This is a genomic window from Campylobacter pinnipediorum subsp. caledonicus (assembly GCF_002022005.1).
GTDB classification, from domain to species: Bacteria; Campylobacterota; Campylobacteria; order Campylobacterales; family Campylobacteraceae; genus Campylobacter_A; species Campylobacter_A caledonicus.
Genome location: NZ_CP017258.1, coordinates 1,326,207 through 1,344,060 on the forward strand (window position 1 = coordinate 1,326,207; position 17,854 = coordinate 1,344,060).

Here is a 17,854-nt window from a genome sequence, read left to right on the forward strand (position 1 = left end):
AACATATAAAAATTAATAAATTAATTACTCCTAAAAACCCTGTTTTGTCCATTTTTAATTATATCGCTATCCAAATCAAGTTTTTCAAGATATGCAATTATATATTTTCTACTTAAATTAAGTCTATTTTTTGCATTCTGAACATTTACAAAACCATCTTCTTTTATTAAATTTTTTAGATATTTAAGCACTTCTGTAAGATTTTTAGATGTTATAAAAAGATTATGTGCAAGTCTTATAACACGGCCATTTGCTGTTAATTTTTTTAATGCATTATCTCCACTTAACCTGTCTATTTCAAGCTCATCATATATATTATAAGGTGCTTTTGGAGCAAATTTATCATTATCTAAAATTTTATAAATTTCATCTTCTAACTTGATTTTTAACTCACTAAAATCAACGCCTTTTTTTGTATAAACTCCACTATTTTTTTCAATAATACCACTATTATAAAGCTCATCTATGCAAGACTGAGTTAGCTTTTCACTAGCCCAACCAAGCTTTAAGCTTATGCTAGAAGCTGAAAAAATAGCAAATTTATTTTTGTCTATTATAAATTTAATAAACTCAATTATTCTATATTTTACCTCTTCATCATATACATTCAAAGCATCTTCATCTACAAAACTATTTGGTAAAGTTTTTGCTATATCAACAGCTTGCTTATGAGTTAAATTAAACCTTTGAGTAGAGCTTATAAGTCCAAATCCATTTTTATGAGTAAGTTTTAAAATTTCAAAAACCCTTTTGAAATCAAGATTATTTAAAGCTATCAAAAGAGCTATCTTACCTTGTTTTTTCATAGGTTCACTTATAGGATTTAAAACCCTTCCGCCACCTATAACGCGACCATTTAAAAGTAAAACAAACGGCTCATTAAATATTAAAAACATATCTTTTTCAAATTTAAAACTTACAAATTTATCTTTTTCATCGCTTAAAACAACAGCTTTTGTTGCTACTTGTTTTGAACCAACACAAAAAGTTAGGTTTTGATTATGCTTTAAATCATCCGCAAAAACTATAGTATCAACCTCTTTAAATCCCCTAAAAAAACCTTTTTTGCTAAGAATATGTCCTTTTTTAAGTTCACTAAGTTGCACGCCTGTTAGATTAAGAGCAGCTCTATTGCTAGTTGTTGCAACATTTTCATTTTTATCGTGAAGTTGGATACTTCTAACACTCACATCCTTAGATATATCATAATCAAAAAGTTTATCTCCAACGCTAACTTTTCCACTAATAACGCTACCAGTAACTACAGAACCTATACCTTTTATACTAAAAATCCTATCTATATAATAACGAAAAACTCCATCTGTATCTCTTTTTTTTGGTCTTAATGTAAAGAGATATTTTTTTAATTCTTCTATTGCATTTGAATCTTTTATACTTGTATAAAAAGTTTTTAAAATATTTAAGTTCGTGCTGTTTTTGATATATTCTTTTGCTTTATTTTCTAAGCTATGCATTGTATCACTATCAACCAGGTCAATCTTTGTAACAACCAAGATAACATCTTTAACACCCAATAAACTCAAAACATTCATATGCTCTTTTGTTTGTGGCATTATCCCATCATTTGCGGCAATCACAAGCATGCAAGCATCAAAAGCAAAAGCGCCACTTATCATAGTTTTTACTAGATTTTCGTGTCCAGGAACATCTATAAAGGCTATATTTGTATCATTGTTTTGCAAATTTGAAAAGCTTAGATCTATAGTGATCCCCCTACTCTTTTCTTGCTCTAAAGAGTCGCCATCAAAGCCATTTAAAGCTCTTATCAAAGATGTTTTTCCGTGGTCTATATGCCCCGATGTTCCTATTATAAGACTATTCATTTTCAAGCTCATTTATTATTTTTATCAAATCATCGACATCTTTATCAAGTATGCTTCTTAAATCAAAAATAAAACTATTATTTTCAATCCTTCCAATAACATTTTTTTCTCTATATTTTTGTTCATTTTTAATAGCATTACCCATAATAGCTAATGCCACACTAGGTATATTTTTGTTTGGTAAACTACCGCCACCAACAAAGGTTGTAGTTTTTAAAATTTTAAGTGGTTTTGATAGTTTTGAGTTTATAAAATTAGCCAAATCAAACAAGTCGTTTTCTTTTTTGTTTATTAAATTAATTGTAGTTATAAGACTTAATTCTTTATTTATATAAGCTTTGATACTTTCGCAAAGTATACTAAGAACAACCTTATCAACCCTTAGCATTCTAAGAAGCTGATTTTTGCGAAGTTTTGATATAAGCTCTTTTTTTCCCAAAATAATACCGCTTTGAACAGAGCCAAAAAGCTTATCGCCACTAAAACTAACCAAGCTAACTCCATCTTGAAGCAACCTTGAAATACTTGGCTCATCCTTGCTTAAATTATATCCAAGCTCATTTACATAACCACTTCCAAGATCATAATAATCAATAAGCCCATTTTCTTTTGCAATATTTATAATATCTTTCATAGCAACACTTTGAGTAAAACCAACTATATCAAAGTTTGATTTGTGTGCCTTAAAAAGCATATTTGTATCTTGTGTGATTGCATTTTTATAATCATAAATATTTGTTTTATTTGTTGTGCCTACTTCTTTTAAAATAGCTCCCGAGTTTAACATAACATCTGGTATCCTAAAACTACCGCCTATTTCAACAAGCTCACCTCTACTAACCACAACTTCTTTGTTTTTTGCAAATGTATTTAGTATCAAAAAAACAGCACTAGCATTGTTATTTACAACCAAAGCATCTTCGCAACCAAATAAAACCTTGCACAAATTGGAGACATAATCATACCTATTGCCACGAGAACCACTTTGTAAATCAAACTCTAAATTCGAATAAGAACATATTACATCTTTTGCTCTTTTTAAAATTTCTTCATCAATAATGCTTCTTCCTAGATTTGTATGCATAACAACACCGGTAGCATTGATTACTTTTTGGAATGAAAACCTTTGAAACTCAGCATATCTTTGAGAAATTTCATTTATTATTTCATCTTTTGATAATGATGGCTTTTTTTGTATTATAAGCTTTCTTTGTTCATCCAAAACCACCCTTGATATTGTTGCTAGCAATGGTTTTGAATAAAGCTTAAACTCTTCAAGATTTAAAATCTTATCAACTTGTAAAAGGTCTTTAAAATCCATCAAAATCTCCAAGTTTTTTGAAATTTATATTATGCCAAACCTGTTATCTCACCAGTTTTTGTATCTATCTTCATATTTAGAGCATTTGGATGAGCTGAAAGTCCTGGCATTAGCATAATCTTACCACAAACAGCAACAATAAAACCAGCACCTGAACGAATTTGCAAATCTTTAACTCTAAACTCAAACCCAGTAGGTCTGCCAAGCATATTTGCATCATCGCTAAAAGAATACTGTGTTTTTGCTATACAAACCGGAAAATGCTCAAGATTAAGCTCTTTTATGTTTTTCAGTGCTTTTAAAGCATCGTCTTCAAAGATAACATCATTAGCACCATAAATTTGTTTTGCTATTTTTTCTATTTTTGTTTGGATACTGTCACTATTTTCATAAGTAAAATTTATCTTGTAAGGCTTGTCAATCTCTTCTAAAACTAAATTTGCAAGTTCTACAGCACCTTTTCCACCATTTGCAAAATTTTCACAAACTGCTACTTTTACATTAAATTTAGCACAATAATCTTTAACAAAATCAATCTCTTCTTTTGTATCTGTAGCAAATTTATTTAAAGCCACAACTAAATTTAAGCCGAATTTTGTTTTTAAATTTTCTATATGACCACCAAGATTTTTTATACCATCTTGTAATGCTTTTAAATTTGGTTTTGCTATATCTTCTTTGCTTACACCACCATTGTATTTTATAGATCTAATGGTACTTACTAAAACCGTAGCATCTGGCAATATATCCGCTTTTTTGCATTTTATATCTATAAATTTCTCAGCACCAAGTTCTGAACCAAATCCAGCCTCAGTAACAACATAATCAGCCAAATTTAAAGCTGTTTTTGTTGCTATGATTGAGTTACATCCGTGAGCTATGTTTGCAAAAGGGCCTCCGTGAACCAATGTCGGAGTATTTTCTAATGTTTGAAATAAATTTGGTTTTAACGCATCTTTTAAAAGTATAACAACAGCATCCTCACAACCCAGATCACGCACATAAATAGGCTCTGATTTTGAGTTTAATGCCACTATAATGTTTGATATTTTTTCTTTTAAATCACCCAAACTATCACAAAGACACAAAATAGCCATAATCTCACTAGCTGCTGTTATATTAAAGCTATCTTGTCTTTCCACGCCATCAAATTTGCCACCTTGACCGACAGTAATATGTCTCAAAGCTCTATCATTCATATCCATACAACGATTCCATAAAACCTGTTGTATGTCGAGTAGATTATTTTGATAAATACTATTGTCTATCACTGCTGATATTAAGTTATTTGCGGATGTAATAGCATGAAAATCACCGGTAAAATGCAAATTTAAATCTTGCATAGGGGCTATCTGAGAATAACCTCCACCGGCCGCTCCACCTTTTATTCCAAAAACTGGACCAAGAGAAGGCTCTCTTAACGCCAAACATACATTTTTACCTATATGTTTAAGTGCATCTGCGAGACCTATAGAAGTTGTTGTTTTTCCTTCGCCATAAGGTGTTGGATTTGTTGCTGTGACTAAGATAAGTTTTGAGTTTGATTTTTGTAGTTTTGGATTAATTTTTGCTTTATATTTGCCATATAATTCAAGTTCATCTTCTGATAAGCCCAAATTACTGGCAACATCTTTTATATTTATTAAATTTGCGCTTGTAGCTATTTGAATATCACTTAACATTACCACTCCAAATAAGTTTTTGCTTTTTTTATGTCTGCAAAATTTATGGTAACATCTCCATCATTATTTTGTAATATAATAGAAGTATTATTTACAGATATTAATCTTCCTTTAAATGTTGTTTCGTTTGTTTTAATTTTTAAAAGTTCACCTATGCTGGATATAAAATGCTTTGGTTGCTCTAATTTTCTCTCCAAGCCAGGACTGCTTACTTCTAATATATAATCACCAGATATTGGTGGTGTTACGTCAAAGATAGGCGATAAAAATCTACTAACTTTTTCACAATCTTCAAGATTAACTCCACCATTTTTTGTTATATAAACCCTAAAAATAGCTTTTGAGTTTTCGTTTGCTATCTCTGTATCATAAAGCTCTACACCACACTCTTTTACTAGTTCACTTAAATTATCCATTTTTATTTAAATCCTTAGAAATTTTATCAAAAAGCTTATCAATATGATTTTGATACTCAAGCCTATCATCAAATTGAAAATGAAAATTTGGGCATCTATACCAACCTTCAGCTGCCATGCAATGATTTTGTAAATGCTTACAAACTCTTCTTAAATGAGATAATATATAAGCTTGTTCTCTTTCATCAAAGGCCATTTTATCAAGATAGACAAAAGCATCATATCTACCCTTTTTACATTCAACCTCTGTTACACAAAGGCTTTGCAAAATTTGATCTTCAAGAGTTGCTAAAGCCTCAGGTATAAGCTCTTTTAAAATACTTTCTGTTCTAAGTCTTTTAATTTCTGACTGGTTCATAAACTAGCTTGTTCCTCTATCTGTTTAAAACTTTCTATATAGTCATTTTCTCTAATATCATTATAACCATCTATACCGACACCACACTCATAGCCCTTAGCAACCTCTTTAACATCATCTTTAAAGCGTTTTAATGAGCTTACAGTTCCTTCATAAACAACTACCCCATCTCTAATTAGGCGAATTTTTGCTCCACGATTTATCGTTCCATCTGTAACCATACATCCAGCAATTGCACCTATTTTAGGAACATTTATTACTTGGCGAACTTGAGCTTGACCCAATTGTTCTTCTCTTATAACAGGCGACATCAAACCACCAAGTAGTGATTTAACATCATCTATAAGATTATAAATAACATTATATGTTTTTATCTCGCAACCACTATCTTTTGCTTTTTCTTTTATCTCACCAGTAGGTCTTATATTAAATCCTAATATTACACTATTTTTACTAGCTGCTGCAAGTGCTATGTCACTCTGTGTTATACCGCCTATACCAGAATGTATGATATTAACCTTGATTTCATCATTGGCAAGTTTTTCTAAGCTAGATTTTATAGCTTCAAGGGATCCTTGAACATCTGCCTTTACAATAACAGGAAGAGTTTTTAACTCGCCTTCTGCTATTTTAGCACTTAATTCATCTATGCTTACTTTTGTTGATCTACTAAGCTCTTTTTGTCTTAAATACTCAGCTTTTTTATGAGCATATTCTCTTGCTTCTTTATCACTTTTTACACTTATAAGTGTCTCACCAGCTTCTGGAACCTCACTAAGACCAACTATAACGCCACACTCACCAGGTTTAATTTCTTTAAGAGATTTACCTTGGTCATCAAGCAAGCTTCTAAGTCTTCCGTAAGCAACCCCAGCAACTATAGTATCTCCTACTTTAAGCGTTCCATTTTCTACGATAACGGTAGCAACAGGTCCTCTACCTTTTTGTAAAGAGCTCTCAACAACAGTAGCTTTCGCATTTGTTTTTGCATTTGCTTTAAGCTCAAGTATTTCAGCTTGTAAAAGCACTATTTCAAGCAAATCATCAATACCCATTCCTGTTTTTGCAGAAATAGGAACAAACTCATAAGAACCGCCCCACTCCGTAGGAACAATATCAAGTTCTGCTAGTCCTGTTTTTACAAACTCTGGATTTGCAGCCTCTTTATCCATTTTATTTATAGCTATAATGATAGGCACGCCAGCGGCTTTTGCATGAGCAACAGCCTCTTTTGTTTGTGGTTTGACACCATCATCAGCTGCAACAACTATTATAACAATATCAGTTACGCCAGCGCCTCTTGCTCTCATAGCTGTAAAAGCTTCGTGTCCAGGAGTGTCTATGAAAGTGATTTTCTTGTCATTTTTTGTAACCATATAAGCACCAACGTGCTGTGTAATACCGCCAGCTTCACCACTAGCAACTCTAGAGCTTCTTATATAATCAAGTAAAGATGTTTTTCCATGATCAACGTGTCCCATTATGGTTATAACAGGAACTCTTTGAGTTAAATTTTTATCATCTTGTTCATCTTCATATGCCTTAACATAATCAAACTCTTCTTGAGTATCTATAATATTTACTTCTATGTTAAACTCATCAGCTAAAATTTCTATAGCATCTTCATCTAAAAAGTCATTTTTAGTAGTCATAACACCAAGCATAAATAATTTTCCTATTATTTCACTTGCTTGTTTGTTTAATTTTTCAGCAAATTCATAAACGCGTATCTCTTTTGGAATATTAACAGATGTTACATTTTCATTATTTTGTTTATTTTCTGTTTTTTTGTGTTTCTTGCGAGATCTTCTGTGTATACCACCTTCTATAAAAGAATTAGCAGAATTGCCAGATGTGCTTCTTAAAAAGTTATGTTCTCTTGGTTTTTGAGCAGGTGGTGGAGTAGGTGCTTTAAATGTCAAGTCTGGTAAAACAACTTCATTTTCATCTTCAAGCTCAATATCTTTAAAATCATAAGCACCTAGAAGATCAACTTTTTGTGCATTACTTTTTTTGTGCGTATGGGATACTTTTTTCTCTTTTTTCTTTTTCTTGCCTGTATTTTCATCTAAATTTGAAAACATACTTTCAAGACTAGGTATATTAATAGCTGGTGTGCTTTGCTTTTGAGAAAGTTTTTGTCTTGATGAGGAATCTACGCTATTTTTTTTCTTTACTATAACAAGACCTCTTCTTTTTTGAAGGCTAACATCAGCCAAACTCTCTTTTGGCTTAATTTCTTCATCGCTTGTAGTTTTCTCAGGCACCTTATCACTGACTTTTACATCATTTTTTTTGTCGCCAACTTTTATTTTTTTCTCCTCGGTTTTTGTTTCCTGAGTTTTATTAGATTTTTCAATACTTTTTTCTACTTTTTCTGAAGCCTTTTTTGGTTTTACTTGTTTAGCAACTGGCTCATCTTGTTTTTTAGTCTCTTTTTTATTTGAAGTTTTTTTCTTAAAAACATCAGATATTTCACCAGTTTGAATGTATGTATATATACCTTCGGCCTCTTCTTCACTAACAGAACTAGAATGCGTTTTAACTTTTAAGCCTAGCTCCTGTGCTTTTTCTAAGACTTCTTTATTAGAAAATCCTATATCATTTGCAATCTCTGAAATTTTAACCATTTAAGGGCTTCTCCTTTAACCTTGATACATCAAAATTTGAATTTTTTGTATGTTTTTCAAGTATTTTTTTTAGTATTTTATCATCTTTTTTTAGGCATTCATCACATAAATAAAAACTTCTTCCAAAACCAGCACCAATTTCAAGAGTGCCATTTATAAATCTATATCTATTTAATAGTGGTTGTGAAAATTTGTTTTTACATAAAACGCATGTCCTTATTGGATTGTTATTTTTCATTATATCTTTTTTTAACTTTTTTTTAGCTTTTTGTTATAATAAATCCATCGTTATCAAATGAAAAAATTTCAACTCTAAATTCATTAAACTGTTCATGTAATTTTGTTTTTAATTTTTCAGCATCATCACTATAAACTATATTTAAAAATGATGAACCGGAACCAGAAAGAGCGCTCATTAAAGATCCATTATTATAGGCAACCTCTTTGACTTTAAAAAGCTCTGGTAGATTTTGCATTCTTCTTTCTTCGTGCAACATATCTTTGCAAGCTAATCTCAATAAATCATATTTTTTATCAAAAAAACAAGCCGTTAAAAATGAAGAATGGGCTATATTATTCACACATTCTTTTATCGTATAATGTTTTGGCAAAATTTGCCTAGATTTATTTGTACTCATTGGTTTATTTGGTACAACGACAACAGCCTTTAAACTATCATCTACATTAATTTTATTTGTATATATACTGCCATCAACAACAATAGAGCTAACAAAACCACCAAAAACAGCTGGCGCTATATTATCAGGATGATTTTCATAAAGCAAAGCTCTATTTAAAATAACATTTTTATCAATCTTAAATCCAGCCATCTCGTAAGCACAAGCTATTGCTGATACAATAACAGCCGAAGAACTGCCAAGCCCTCTTGAAAAAGGTATTTTATTATCAAAAACAAATTTAAAATTTACTTCTTCTTTTGTTAATTCTTTAAAAATTTCATTAAAAATACTTATAAAAATATTATTTTTTTTTAATTTAACATTCTCGCTTCCTTCTCCTTTGATAGAGATACAAGAAAATTTTGACCTTTTAACATCTACTTCATTATAAAGCTTTAAACTAAGACCTAAACTATCAAATCCCGGACCTAAATTTGCACTAGTGGCTGGAACTAAGATATTCAATAAAACTCCTAAACTGCTTGTATTACATAATTTGGTAGTGTATCTGAATTTAGTTTTAAATTTTCTAAATTTAAAGGTAATGATAAATTTGCATTTTCAACTTTTTTTAAAACAACATCATCTTTATCTTTGACAAATGACAAAATTTTATTTGCCTTAATCGGCATATTATTTGTAAGCTCAAATCCACTAATAGCAAAAAAATCACAATTTTTAATAATACTAAAAGTCTTTAAAACTACATATGCAACTTTAAGCCCCATAAAACTTCCTGGAGTATTTGCATAAATTATTTTTTTTATATCATAAGAATTTGATATATCATCTAGTATGCAAACCAATGCTTCGCTTACTCTTTCATCTGTCTCAATCTTTCTTATAAGACTTCCATTGCTATAAATTCCAACAAGCAAAGGAGATGTTAAAGAAGCAACTAATATCTCAACCTCTTTTATGCAAACACCTTTGCATAGTCTTTAACGAGCTCTTTATCCATCTTGACTATTTCATAATTTTTTTCATCAGCAAAAATAGCCAATGTTAATTTATGATTTAAGTCATGACTGCCAGCAAAAGCCGTATAATCAGCCATCAAAGAAACACCCAAAAGACTTAAATCACCAATAGCATCTAAAATTTTATGCCTAACAAACTCATCTTGAAATCTAAGACCCTCTGGATTTAAAATATGAGTATCATCAATTGCAACTGCGTTATCAAGAGATGCGCCGAGTGCTAGATTTTGAGCTTGTAATTTTTGCAAATCTTTTAAGAATCCAAATGTTCTAGCTCTTGCTATCTCTTTAATAAAATTGCTTTTACTAAACTCAAAAACATATCTTTGTTCGCCAATTACAGGATGATTAAAATTTATAGTATAATCAAATTTTGGTTTCAATGAAGATGAAACACGAACAAATTTACTACCTTCTACTACTTCTAACTCTTTTTTTAGTAGCATTATTTTTTTTGGTTCTTCAAGAAAATCAATTCCAGCCTCTTCCAATAGCATACAAAAACTTATAGCACTACCATCCATGACAGGCACTTCATTTGCATCTACTGATATTTTTATGTTGTCTATACCATAACCATGTATAGCTCCCAAAAGATGCTCTATTGTACTTACAAATCCTTGTTCATTTCCTATAACTGTGGCCATTTGTGTATTTATAACATTTTGTGGCTCTAGCTTGAAACTAATACCCAAATCAGTTCTTGATACAATTATACCCATATTTGCATCAAGAGGCTCAAGGACTAATTTTATTGGCTCGCCCTTATGAAGACCTATACCAACAGCTTCTATTTTCCTAGCTATCGTAGTCTGTTTCACTTTAATTCCTTAGTTAATTTCTATCTATTATTTTTTTAGCAACATTTAGCACATTAATGATGTTGTCTTTCATCCACTTATTATCAAACCATTGTTGTGGTCTAACCTCTTCGCCTTGCACTAAAATTCCAAAATGTAAATGATCGCCCAAAGCAAGACCACTTGTTCCAGTATTTGCTATATGATCTCCTGCTTTTACAGTATCGTTTAATTTAACTTTAGCACTCGAACAATGTGCGTAAAGAGAGTAAAGACCAAAACCATGATCTATAATAATATTTAAACCATAAATTCCATTATCTCCAACAAACACAACCTTACCATCATTGCTACTAATTATTCGAGCTGCAGCAACACTTGCTAAATCAAGCCCCATATGCCAAGCCTCACTAACTTGTTGATTGTTATATGTATAAAATCTATGATCGGCAAAATCAGCAACTTTTTTAGCATTTTTTAAAGGATAAAAAGTATTTAGATAAAATTTATTAATCATCTCTTTTGATACAACAGAAGTTATTTTTGATATTTTATTGGTATTTTCATTTCTTAAATCTTCATTTATAAACTTCATTTTCTCTAATCTACTCATATCTTTTGTGCTTTTTGAATACACTTCAGCCAATTGAGATATTTTCCCATCCAAGAAACTATCTCGTAAAGGTATTGTTGATGTCCTATAATTATTTTTTTTATAAAAGTATCTAATATGAGATTTTGTTTCATTACCGGCATTATCCAAAGCAACAACTTCGGCACTAAAATTATCTACAGAAACAGGCCAAGCAATCAATGCAGCATAATATCCTTCTTTGTAAAAAGGAGTAGGAATAAATTTTTTGCCATAATTTGTCTGAATATAAACATCTTTTAAATCATTATCTGTAGCTTTAAAAACAACAGCGGCGGCACCACCATTAGATATAGAATAGGAATTTGAAAGCACATAAACATCTGGTTTTGTTGTATCTAGTATAATCTCAACGTTTTTATTAGTTTTATTCCCTGTAAAAAAATTCCATTTACTGGTATCTGTGGCTTCTATGCTCATAGTATATTTATCTTTTATACTAAAAAAACTGGTTTTTGGTATAGTCAAATTAACATCAAACTCGCTCATAGGATTAGATAAAAGCTGATTTAACATATTTATATTATTTTGTCCATCACTCATGCTTATTCTAAGAAATTTAATACCACTATCATCTTTAAACTTAACATTTAAAGGGGTTTTTAAATTCCAATAAATTTTATCTTTTATTAGTATTTGAGGAGCGTTTTTTTCAAATTCTTTTGATGTTAAAATATACCACGAACAACCTAAAACTAAAAATAAAATTAAAAAAACCACAAAAGATTTTGCATTAAAACCACGTCTTCTCAAAATAAAACCACCTAAACTTAATAAATTATTTCAAATAAATTTACAAAAAAATGTTAAATGCTTGGCTAACAAATCAAGATAATCTATAAAATTTCCCTAATAGTTCTAGCATCAGACATCCACTTATAAACTTCATCCCATTTTTCATTTGATATCATATATTCACACTGATTTAATTCTTTTTTAAACATATCAATCGAATCTAAAATATTATCCTTATTTTGCTTAAATATATCAGTCCACATTTTAGAAGAACTCTTTGCGACACGTATCATACCCCTAAAAGTAGGACCTCCTAAAGCTATAATATTTTTTTATCTTCTTCGCTCAAAACACCATTAACCAAAGAAAAAGATATAGCATGTGGCAAATGAGATATTATAGCAACGTGACGATCATGATCTTTTGCACTCATAAAAACTATCTTCATTCCTATATGAGAAAAAAGCTCAGCTGAACATTTTATATGCAATTCTCCACTTTGCTCAAAATCACACACAACAATAACAGCATCCTTATAAAGACTTTTAAAAGCCGCTTCTGGACCGGAGTATTCTGTTCCTGCCATAGGATGTGCTGCTATGAAATTTTTTCTAATGCTTTGTGGTATTGAGTTTAAAATTTTCTCTTTAGTTGAACCAAAATCCACAATAGTTGTTGTTTGTTTTATATCTTGCAAATTTTGAGCAACACTAATAAATCTTCAACAGGAATTGCTAAAAATATAATGTCACATTTTTCTTTCATTTCATCAAGAGTCAAAATTTCATGAACCAAGCCAAGACTTAAAGCTTTTTCTTGGTGTAAACTACTTAAATCAAAACCACTAATGCAAGATATTAGTTTTTGATGCTTTAAGAGCCGATCCAAGCGATCCACCAATTAATCCAAGCCCTACTATGACTATTTTCGCTAAAAAACCTTTTAATTTTTGTCTATTTTAAAAATATTTATGTTATTATATCAACTTTACGATTAAAAATTATTAGGTTAAATTATATGAAAAAAAATTTATTTTTATGTTTAATGGTTATTTGTGGTTTAAATGCTGAACAAATTCGTTCAATAAATTTTTCAGGGCTAATACACTTATCACAAGATGTTGCAAAAGATATAAGTGGGTTAAAAATAGGAGATACATTAAACGGTCAAAATACCGACAAAGCAATTATAAATCTTTTTAAGCAAGGATACTTCAAAGATATATATATAACAAGTGATGACAACGGAAACGTAACAATCAATCTAAAAGAAAAGCCTAGCATAGCAAAAATAGAGCTAGAGGGTGTTGTAACAAATGATAAAACAGCAATAGAATCTTTAATAAACATAAAACCTGGAAATATGTATGATGAAGTTTCATTGGAAAAAACAATTGAAAAAATTAGACAATTTTATGAAGCAAAAGGATATTTTGATACAGTTGTTGATGTAAATAAAGAATTTATACAAGGAAATGAAAGCTCAGTCGCACTCACACTAAATGTAAATCGCGGCGAAAATATGATTATAGATGATATTAAATTAATAGGAGCAAATGTATTTAGTTACTCCGATATAGAACCAATCGTTGCAAATAAAAGCCGAGAATTTCTTGGATGGATGTGGGGAAGAAATGATGGAAAGGTAAAGCTTTTTGAATTACCATCAGATCCACATAGAATTCAAGATAAATATTTTCAAAAAGGCTACTTAGATGCAACAGTATCACAGCCATTTTTGAATGCTTCGTTCGATAGCTACAAATCTGATTTAACATACTATATAAAAGAAGGAAAACCTTATAATGTTTCTGATGTAAAAATAAATGCTCCAGAATTTTTAGACATAAACAAAGAAAAACTAATAAAAGATTTTAAATTAGAAGCTGGCGACAGAATGAATTCTGAACGCTTAAGAAAAGATATGAAAGTCTTAGATAATTTGGTTGCTGACAAAGGATATGCTTTTGTAAAAGTCTATCCAAATACAAACAAGCATGAAGATAATCAAACAGTAGAGATAGAATATAAAATAGAACCTGGCGAACAAGTATATATAAGAAATGTTCAAATTTCAGGAAACGAAAGAACTGCTGACAGAGTAGTTAGAAGAGAGTTATATCTCACAGAAGGAAACTTATACAACAGAACCGATCTTAAGGATTCCGAAGACTCTTTGAGAAGAACAAGCTATTTTGAAGATGTTCAAATACAAGAAGAGCGCATAGACCCAAACACTATAGACTTAATTGTTAATGTAAAAGAGGCATCAACCGGCTCAATTAGTGGTGGTATAGGTTATGGTAGTTCTGATGGATTATTATTAAATGCAAGTTTATCAGACACAAATATATTTGGTTCAGGCATGAATGGAGGCATAAGCGTAGAAAAAAGTGATGATGAGCTTTCTGGTCAAATAAGCCTAACAAATCCAAGATTAAATGATTCAGAATATAGTCTTGGTGGATCAATTTATGCAAATGACTACAAAAGAAACAGCTATAAACAAAAATCATATGGTTTTAACACAACTTTAGGCAGAAGATTAACAAGAAACTTAAGCACATCTTTAACATATGTGATACAGCAAAGTCAAATTTCTGGTCTTAGTAGGGCTCTTTTACAAATAGGGCATAAAGAGGGTAAAAATCTAAAAAGTTCTTTAATACCTGCTATAAATTATAATAGCACTGATGATTATTATCTTCCTAGAAGAGGTATAACAGCAGGGGCATCTGTAGAGTTTACAGGAATTGGCGGAGATGAAAAATTTACAAAATTTAGAACAAATTTTAACTACTATCTAGGATTAAAAGATTATATAGATTATGATTTTATTTTAAGATATAAATCAGCGTTTAGTAAAATATGGAATAATGGATATGTGCCTATAAATGAAAAATTCTACCTTGGTGGATTAAGAGATCTTCGTGGATATGAAAACAGAACTGTATCTCCAAAAGTATCTTATAATAAAGAATGGTATGAAACTGGTGGCGAAATATCTTTTAACAACTCATTTGAGTTTAGTTTTCCTATCATAGATCGCGTAAAAATGCGTGGGGTATTATTTTTTGATTACGGTGCTATTGGAGAGAAAAACTTAAGCGAGATAACAAGAATGTCAACTGGTGCTGGTATAGAATGGATTACACCTATTGGTCCTTTACAACTTATATATGCAAAACCAATTAACCCATCAAGGAGCGATGAAACAAATAGATTTGAATTTAGCATAGGAAGAAGATTTTAATATATAATTTTATTTTATAAGTTAATGATATTAAAATTATCATTAACTTATAACAACCTATCACTAGCAAATACGACTTTTTTAAATACATAAAGCAAAAAATATATAATCCGGAAGCAAAATTATGGCAAAAGATAGATGTACTCATTGCAAACTTATTTTTGATACTAACTCTATGATAAAGACAGATAATGGTATATTTTGTTGTAATGGTTGCAAAAATGTATACGAAATAATTAAAAACAATGGATTTGAGGAATTTTATTCAAGGCTTGGAAACAACAACCTAAACCCAGCAAAAAACTCAAATTTAATAGAATCAAATCTTGAAAATTTATACAAAAACTATGTTACAAGAAAAGATGGTTTTAACCAAATAAGCCTAATAATAGAGGGAATTCATTGTAGTGCTTGCATATGGCTAAATGAAAAAATACTATTTTCAACTAGGGGAATTTTAGAAGTTAACATAAACTCTATAAACAATAAAGCAACCATTCTTTGGGATGAAAATGAAACAAATTTAAAAGAGATTTTAACAAAAATAAACTCTATAGGTTACAAGGCTCTTGTTTATGATTCATCAAAAGAAGACACTATTTTAAATGCAAAAAGAAGAGATTTTTATATCAAACTTCTAGTTGGAATTTTTGCGCTTATGAATATAATGTGGATAGCAATAGCCCAATATGCAGGATATTTTAGTGGCATGGATAAAGACATAAAAGATATCTTAAATTTTGCAGAGTTTATACTAGCAAGCCCTGTGCTTTTTTATACAGGTGGTAGCTTTTTTAATGGCTTTAAAATAGCGTTAAAAACTAAAACTCCAAATATGGACATGCTTGTAGCAACAGGTGCATCACTAGCTTATTTTTATTCTATATACGCTATGTTTTCAAGAAAAGCAGAGGTCTATTTTGACTCTGTTGCTATGATTATCACATTTGTTTTTATAGGAAAATTCTTAGAAGTTTTAAGCAAAAAAAGAGCTAGTGATACTCTTGATACCTTAAATTCAATGGTTTTAAATGAGGTAAATATAAAAACCGAAGGCAAAATCATATCAAAAAATATTCACGAAATTATGGTCGGTGAAACGATAGTATTAAAAGCCGGAGATAAAGTTGTTATAGATGGAATTATAACCAGTGGAGAGGCTAGTTTTGACTGCTCTAGCTTAAGTGGAGAAAGCATACCTATCACACTTGGTCCATCTGATGAACTAAAAAGCTCTAGTGTGTGTCTAGATGGGTGCATAGAGTATAAAGCAACATCTGAGTTTAAAAATTCTTTTTTAAATAAAATAATAAACCTAATACAAAACTCAAGCTCAAACAAACCAAACCTTCAACAACTTGCAAACAAAATTGCATCTAAATTTTCACTTACTATTTTAATCATAGCAATTTTTACATTTTTCTTTTGGTTTTTAAAATCAGATTTTCAAACCGCTCTTGTCATTGCAATATCTGTTATAATCATAGCTTGTCCTTGCGCCTTAGCTCTTGCAACACCAGTTAGCACACTTGTAGGCATAGGTGCTGGGCTTAAAAACAATGTTATATTTAAACAATCAAAAACAATAGAAACACTAGCAAAATGCGATACCATAGTTTTTGATAAAACAGGAACACTAACAAAAGCAAAACTAAAAGTAGATAGGTTTGAGCAAATAAACGATATAAATTTAGAGCTTATTGCATCATTATGTAAAACCTCAAAACATCCAGTTAGTGTCGCTATTTTTGAGTTTTTAAAACAAAAAAATATCACATCAAATATAAATTTAACAAACATTAAAGAAATTTCAGCAAAAGGGGTAATGGCTAATTTTAACAATAAAACACTAATTGGAGGAAATAAAAAATTCCTACAAGAAAATGGAACAACAATAAATAGCAATCAAAATTCAACTGAATATTTTGTTGCATTTGATAAAGTTTTAGTAGCAAAATTTAGCTTAAGCGATGAGATAAAAGAAGATGCAAAAAGCTATATAGAAAAACTAAAAAAACTTAATTTGGATATTTATATGCTTACTGGAGATAATGAAATTACAGCAAAAAAAGTAGCAAACCAACTTGGTATCAAAAATATAAAATATGAAATGCTACCAGATGAAAAAGCAAATTTCATATCAACCCTTAATAAAAATAACAAAAAAGTATTAATGGTTGGAGATGGAATAAACGATGCCATCGCTATGAGCTATTCGCATGTAGCAATATGCATGGGAAGTGGATCTGACATAAGTTTAGAAAAAAGCGATGTGATTATATTGGATGATTCATTAAAATCATTAACCAAAGCTATATTAATAAGCAAAAAAACTATGTCTATTATAAAACAAAATTTATTTTTCTCATTAAGCTATAATGCTCTTACTATACCTTTAGCCGTAATGGGATTTATAATACCCCTATTTGCAGCTTTATCTATGTCATTTAGTTCAATAATAGTGATACTAAATTCTCTTCGCATAAAAAAATCAAAGGAATAAA

The 17,854-nt window shown here is 30.2% G+C and carries 15 protein-coding genes and 1 pseudogene; 2 read left to right on the forward strand and 14 right to left on the reverse strand.

Features of this window, described 5'->3' with window-relative positions; genetic code table 11:
- Window positions 1-20 precede the first annotated feature (20 nt).
- The 14 genes and pseudogenes from selB to CPIN18021_RS09215 all read right to left on the reverse strand — a co-directional run.
- Window positions 21-1,844 carry a selenocysteine-specific translation elongation factor gene (selB, locus tag CPIN18021_RS06775; protein ID WP_078424699.1) on the reverse strand — a complete coding sequence of 608 codons (1,824 nt, stop codon included), beginning with the start codon at window positions 1,842-1,844 and terminating at the stop codon, window positions 21-23.
- Window positions 1,837-3,165 (reverse strand): L-seryl-tRNA(Sec) selenium transferase, encoded by a 1,329-nt coding sequence (gene selA, locus CPIN18021_RS06780; protein WP_078423683.1) that lies wholly within the window; start codon window positions 3,163-3,165, stop codon window positions 1,837-1,839. Before selA ends, selB begins: the two co-directional genes overlap by 8 nt.
- A 29-nt stretch (window positions 3,166-3,194) precedes the next feature.
- On the reverse strand, window positions 3,195-4,847 hold the full coding sequence (locus CPIN18021_RS06785; RefSeq protein WP_078424700.1) for a formate--tetrahydrofolate ligase: 1,653 nt from the start codon (window positions 4,845-4,847) through the stop codon (window positions 3,195-3,197).
- Window positions 4,847-5,263 carry a ribosome maturation factor RimP gene (rimP, locus tag CPIN18021_RS06790; RefSeq protein ID WP_078424701.1) on the reverse strand — a complete coding sequence of 139 codons (417 nt, stop codon included), beginning with the start codon at window positions 5,261-5,263 and terminating at the stop codon, window positions 4,847-4,849. The genes CPIN18021_RS06785 and rimP overlap by 1 nt, the downstream gene beginning before the upstream one ends.
- The gene (gene rbfA, locus CPIN18021_RS06795) at window positions 5,256-5,621 is read right to left on the reverse strand and encodes a 30S ribosome-binding factor RbfA (protein WP_078423686.1); all 366 of its coding nucleotides are present in this window, start codon (window positions 5,619-5,621) and stop codon (window positions 5,256-5,258) included. Before rbfA ends, rimP begins: the two co-directional genes overlap by 8 nt.
- Entirely contained in the window at window positions 5,618-8,251 is a 2,634-nt protein-coding gene (gene infB, locus CPIN18021_RS06800; RefSeq protein ID WP_078423687.1) for a translation initiation factor IF-2, read from the reverse strand. Before infB ends, rbfA begins: the two co-directional genes overlap by 4 nt.
- Complete coding sequence (locus CPIN18021_RS06805) at window positions 8,244-8,489, reverse strand: hypothetical protein (RefSeq protein ID WP_078423688.1); 246 nt, start codon at window positions 8,487-8,489, stop codon at window positions 8,244-8,246. Before CPIN18021_RS06805 ends, infB begins: the two co-directional genes overlap by 8 nt.
- Before the next feature lie 22 nt (window positions 8,490-8,511).
- Window positions 8,512-9,396: a homoserine kinase gene (gene thrB, locus CPIN18021_RS06810; protein ID WP_078424702.1), complete on the reverse strand. Its 885-nt coding sequence runs from the start codon at window positions 9,394-9,396 to the stop codon at window positions 8,512-8,514.
- Window positions 9,397-9,404: 8 nt separating this feature from the next.
- Entirely contained in the window at window positions 9,405-9,809 is a 405-nt protein-coding gene (locus tag CPIN18021_RS06815) for a glycoprotease (RefSeq protein ID WP_078424703.1), read from the reverse strand.
- A 38-nt stretch (window positions 9,810-9,847) separates the two neighbouring features.
- Complete coding sequence (gene lpxC, locus CPIN18021_RS06820; protein ID WP_078424704.1) at window positions 9,848-10,732, reverse strand: UDP-3-O-acyl-N-acetylglucosamine deacetylase; 885 nt, start codon at window positions 10,730-10,732, stop codon at window positions 9,848-9,850.
- A 13-nt stretch (window positions 10,733-10,745) separates the two neighbouring features.
- A complete protein-coding gene (pgp6, locus tag CPIN18021_RS06825; RefSeq protein ID WP_078423691.1) occupies window positions 10,746-12,116 on the reverse strand; it encodes a peptidoglycan metallopeptidase Pgp6 in 1,371 nt (456 codons plus the stop codon).
- Window positions 12,117-12,199: 83 nt separating this feature from the next.
- Window positions 12,200-12,391, reverse strand: a complete 192-nt coding sequence (locus CPIN18021_RS09205) for a prephenate dehydrogenase dimerization domain-containing protein (protein ID WP_418225493.1) — start codon at window positions 12,389-12,391, stop codon at window positions 12,200-12,202.
- Between the two features lie 26 nt (window positions 12,392-12,417).
- Window positions 12,418-12,546, reverse strand: a complete 129-nt coding sequence (locus tag CPIN18021_RS09210) for a prephenate dehydrogenase dimerization domain-containing protein (protein WP_418225639.1) — start codon at window positions 12,544-12,546, stop codon at window positions 12,418-12,420.
- Window positions 12,547-12,594: 48 nt separating this feature from the next.
- A pseudogene (locus tag CPIN18021_RS09215) lies at window positions 12,595-12,995 on the reverse strand (prephenate dehydrogenase/arogenate dehydrogenase family protein); the annotation flags it as partial.
- Window positions 12,996-13,115: 120 nt separating this feature from the next.
- Here CPIN18021_RS09215 and bamA point away from each other — a divergent pair.
- Window positions 13,116-15,350: an outer membrane protein assembly factor BamA gene (bamA, locus tag CPIN18021_RS06835; RefSeq protein ID WP_078423692.1), complete on the forward strand. Its 2,235-nt coding sequence runs from the start codon at window positions 13,116-13,118 to the stop codon at window positions 15,348-15,350.
- Window positions 15,351-15,474: 124 nt separating this feature from the next.
- Complete coding sequence (locus tag CPIN18021_RS06840; RefSeq protein ID WP_078423693.1) at window positions 15,475-17,853, forward strand: heavy metal translocating P-type ATPase; 2,379 nt, start codon at window positions 15,475-15,477, stop codon at window positions 17,851-17,853.
- The last annotated feature ends 1 nt before the right edge of the window (window position 17,854 follow it).

Bases quoted from the DNA above. Each gene is read 5' to 3' on its own strand.
- infB (WP_078423687.1), bottom strand. From the start codon at position 8,251: ATGGTTAAAATTTCAGAGATTGCAAATGATATAGGATTTTCTAATAAA.
- CPIN18021_RS06805 (WP_078423688.1), bottom strand. From the start codon at position 8,489: ATGAAAAATAACAATCCAATAAGGACATGCGTTTTATGTAAAAACAAA.
- bamA (WP_078423692.1), top strand. From the start codon at position 13,116: ATGAAAAAAAATTTATTTTTATGTTTAATGGTTATTTGTGGTTTAAAT.
- selB (WP_078424699.1), bottom strand. From the start codon at position 1,844: ATGAATAGTCTTATAATAGGAACATCGGGGCATATAGACCACGGAAAA.
- CPIN18021_RS06785 (WP_078424700.1), bottom strand. From the start codon at position 4,847: ATGTTAAGTGATATTCAAATAGCTACAAGCGCAAATTTAATAAATATA.
- selA (WP_078423683.1), bottom strand. From the start codon at position 3,165: ATGGATTTTAAAGACCTTTTACAAGTTGATAAGATTTTAAATCTTGAA.
- CPIN18021_RS06840 (WP_078423693.1), top strand. From the start codon at position 15,475: ATGGCAAAAGATAGATGTACTCATTGCAAACTTATTTTTGATACTAAC.
- rimP (WP_078424701.1), bottom strand. From the start codon at position 5,263: ATGGATAATTTAAGTGAACTAGTAAAAGAGTGTGGTGTAGAGCTTTAT.
- CPIN18021_RS09210 (WP_418225639.1), bottom strand. From the start codon at position 12,546: ATGAAGATAGTTTTTATGAGTGCAAAAGATCATGATCGTCACGTTGCT.
- CPIN18021_RS09205 (WP_418225493.1), bottom strand. From the start codon at position 12,391: ATGATACGTGTCGCAAAGAGTTCTTCTAAAATGTGGACTGATATATTT.
- rbfA (WP_078423686.1), bottom strand. From the start codon at position 5,621: ATGAACCAGTCAGAAATTAAAAGACTTAGAACAGAAAGTATTTTAAAA.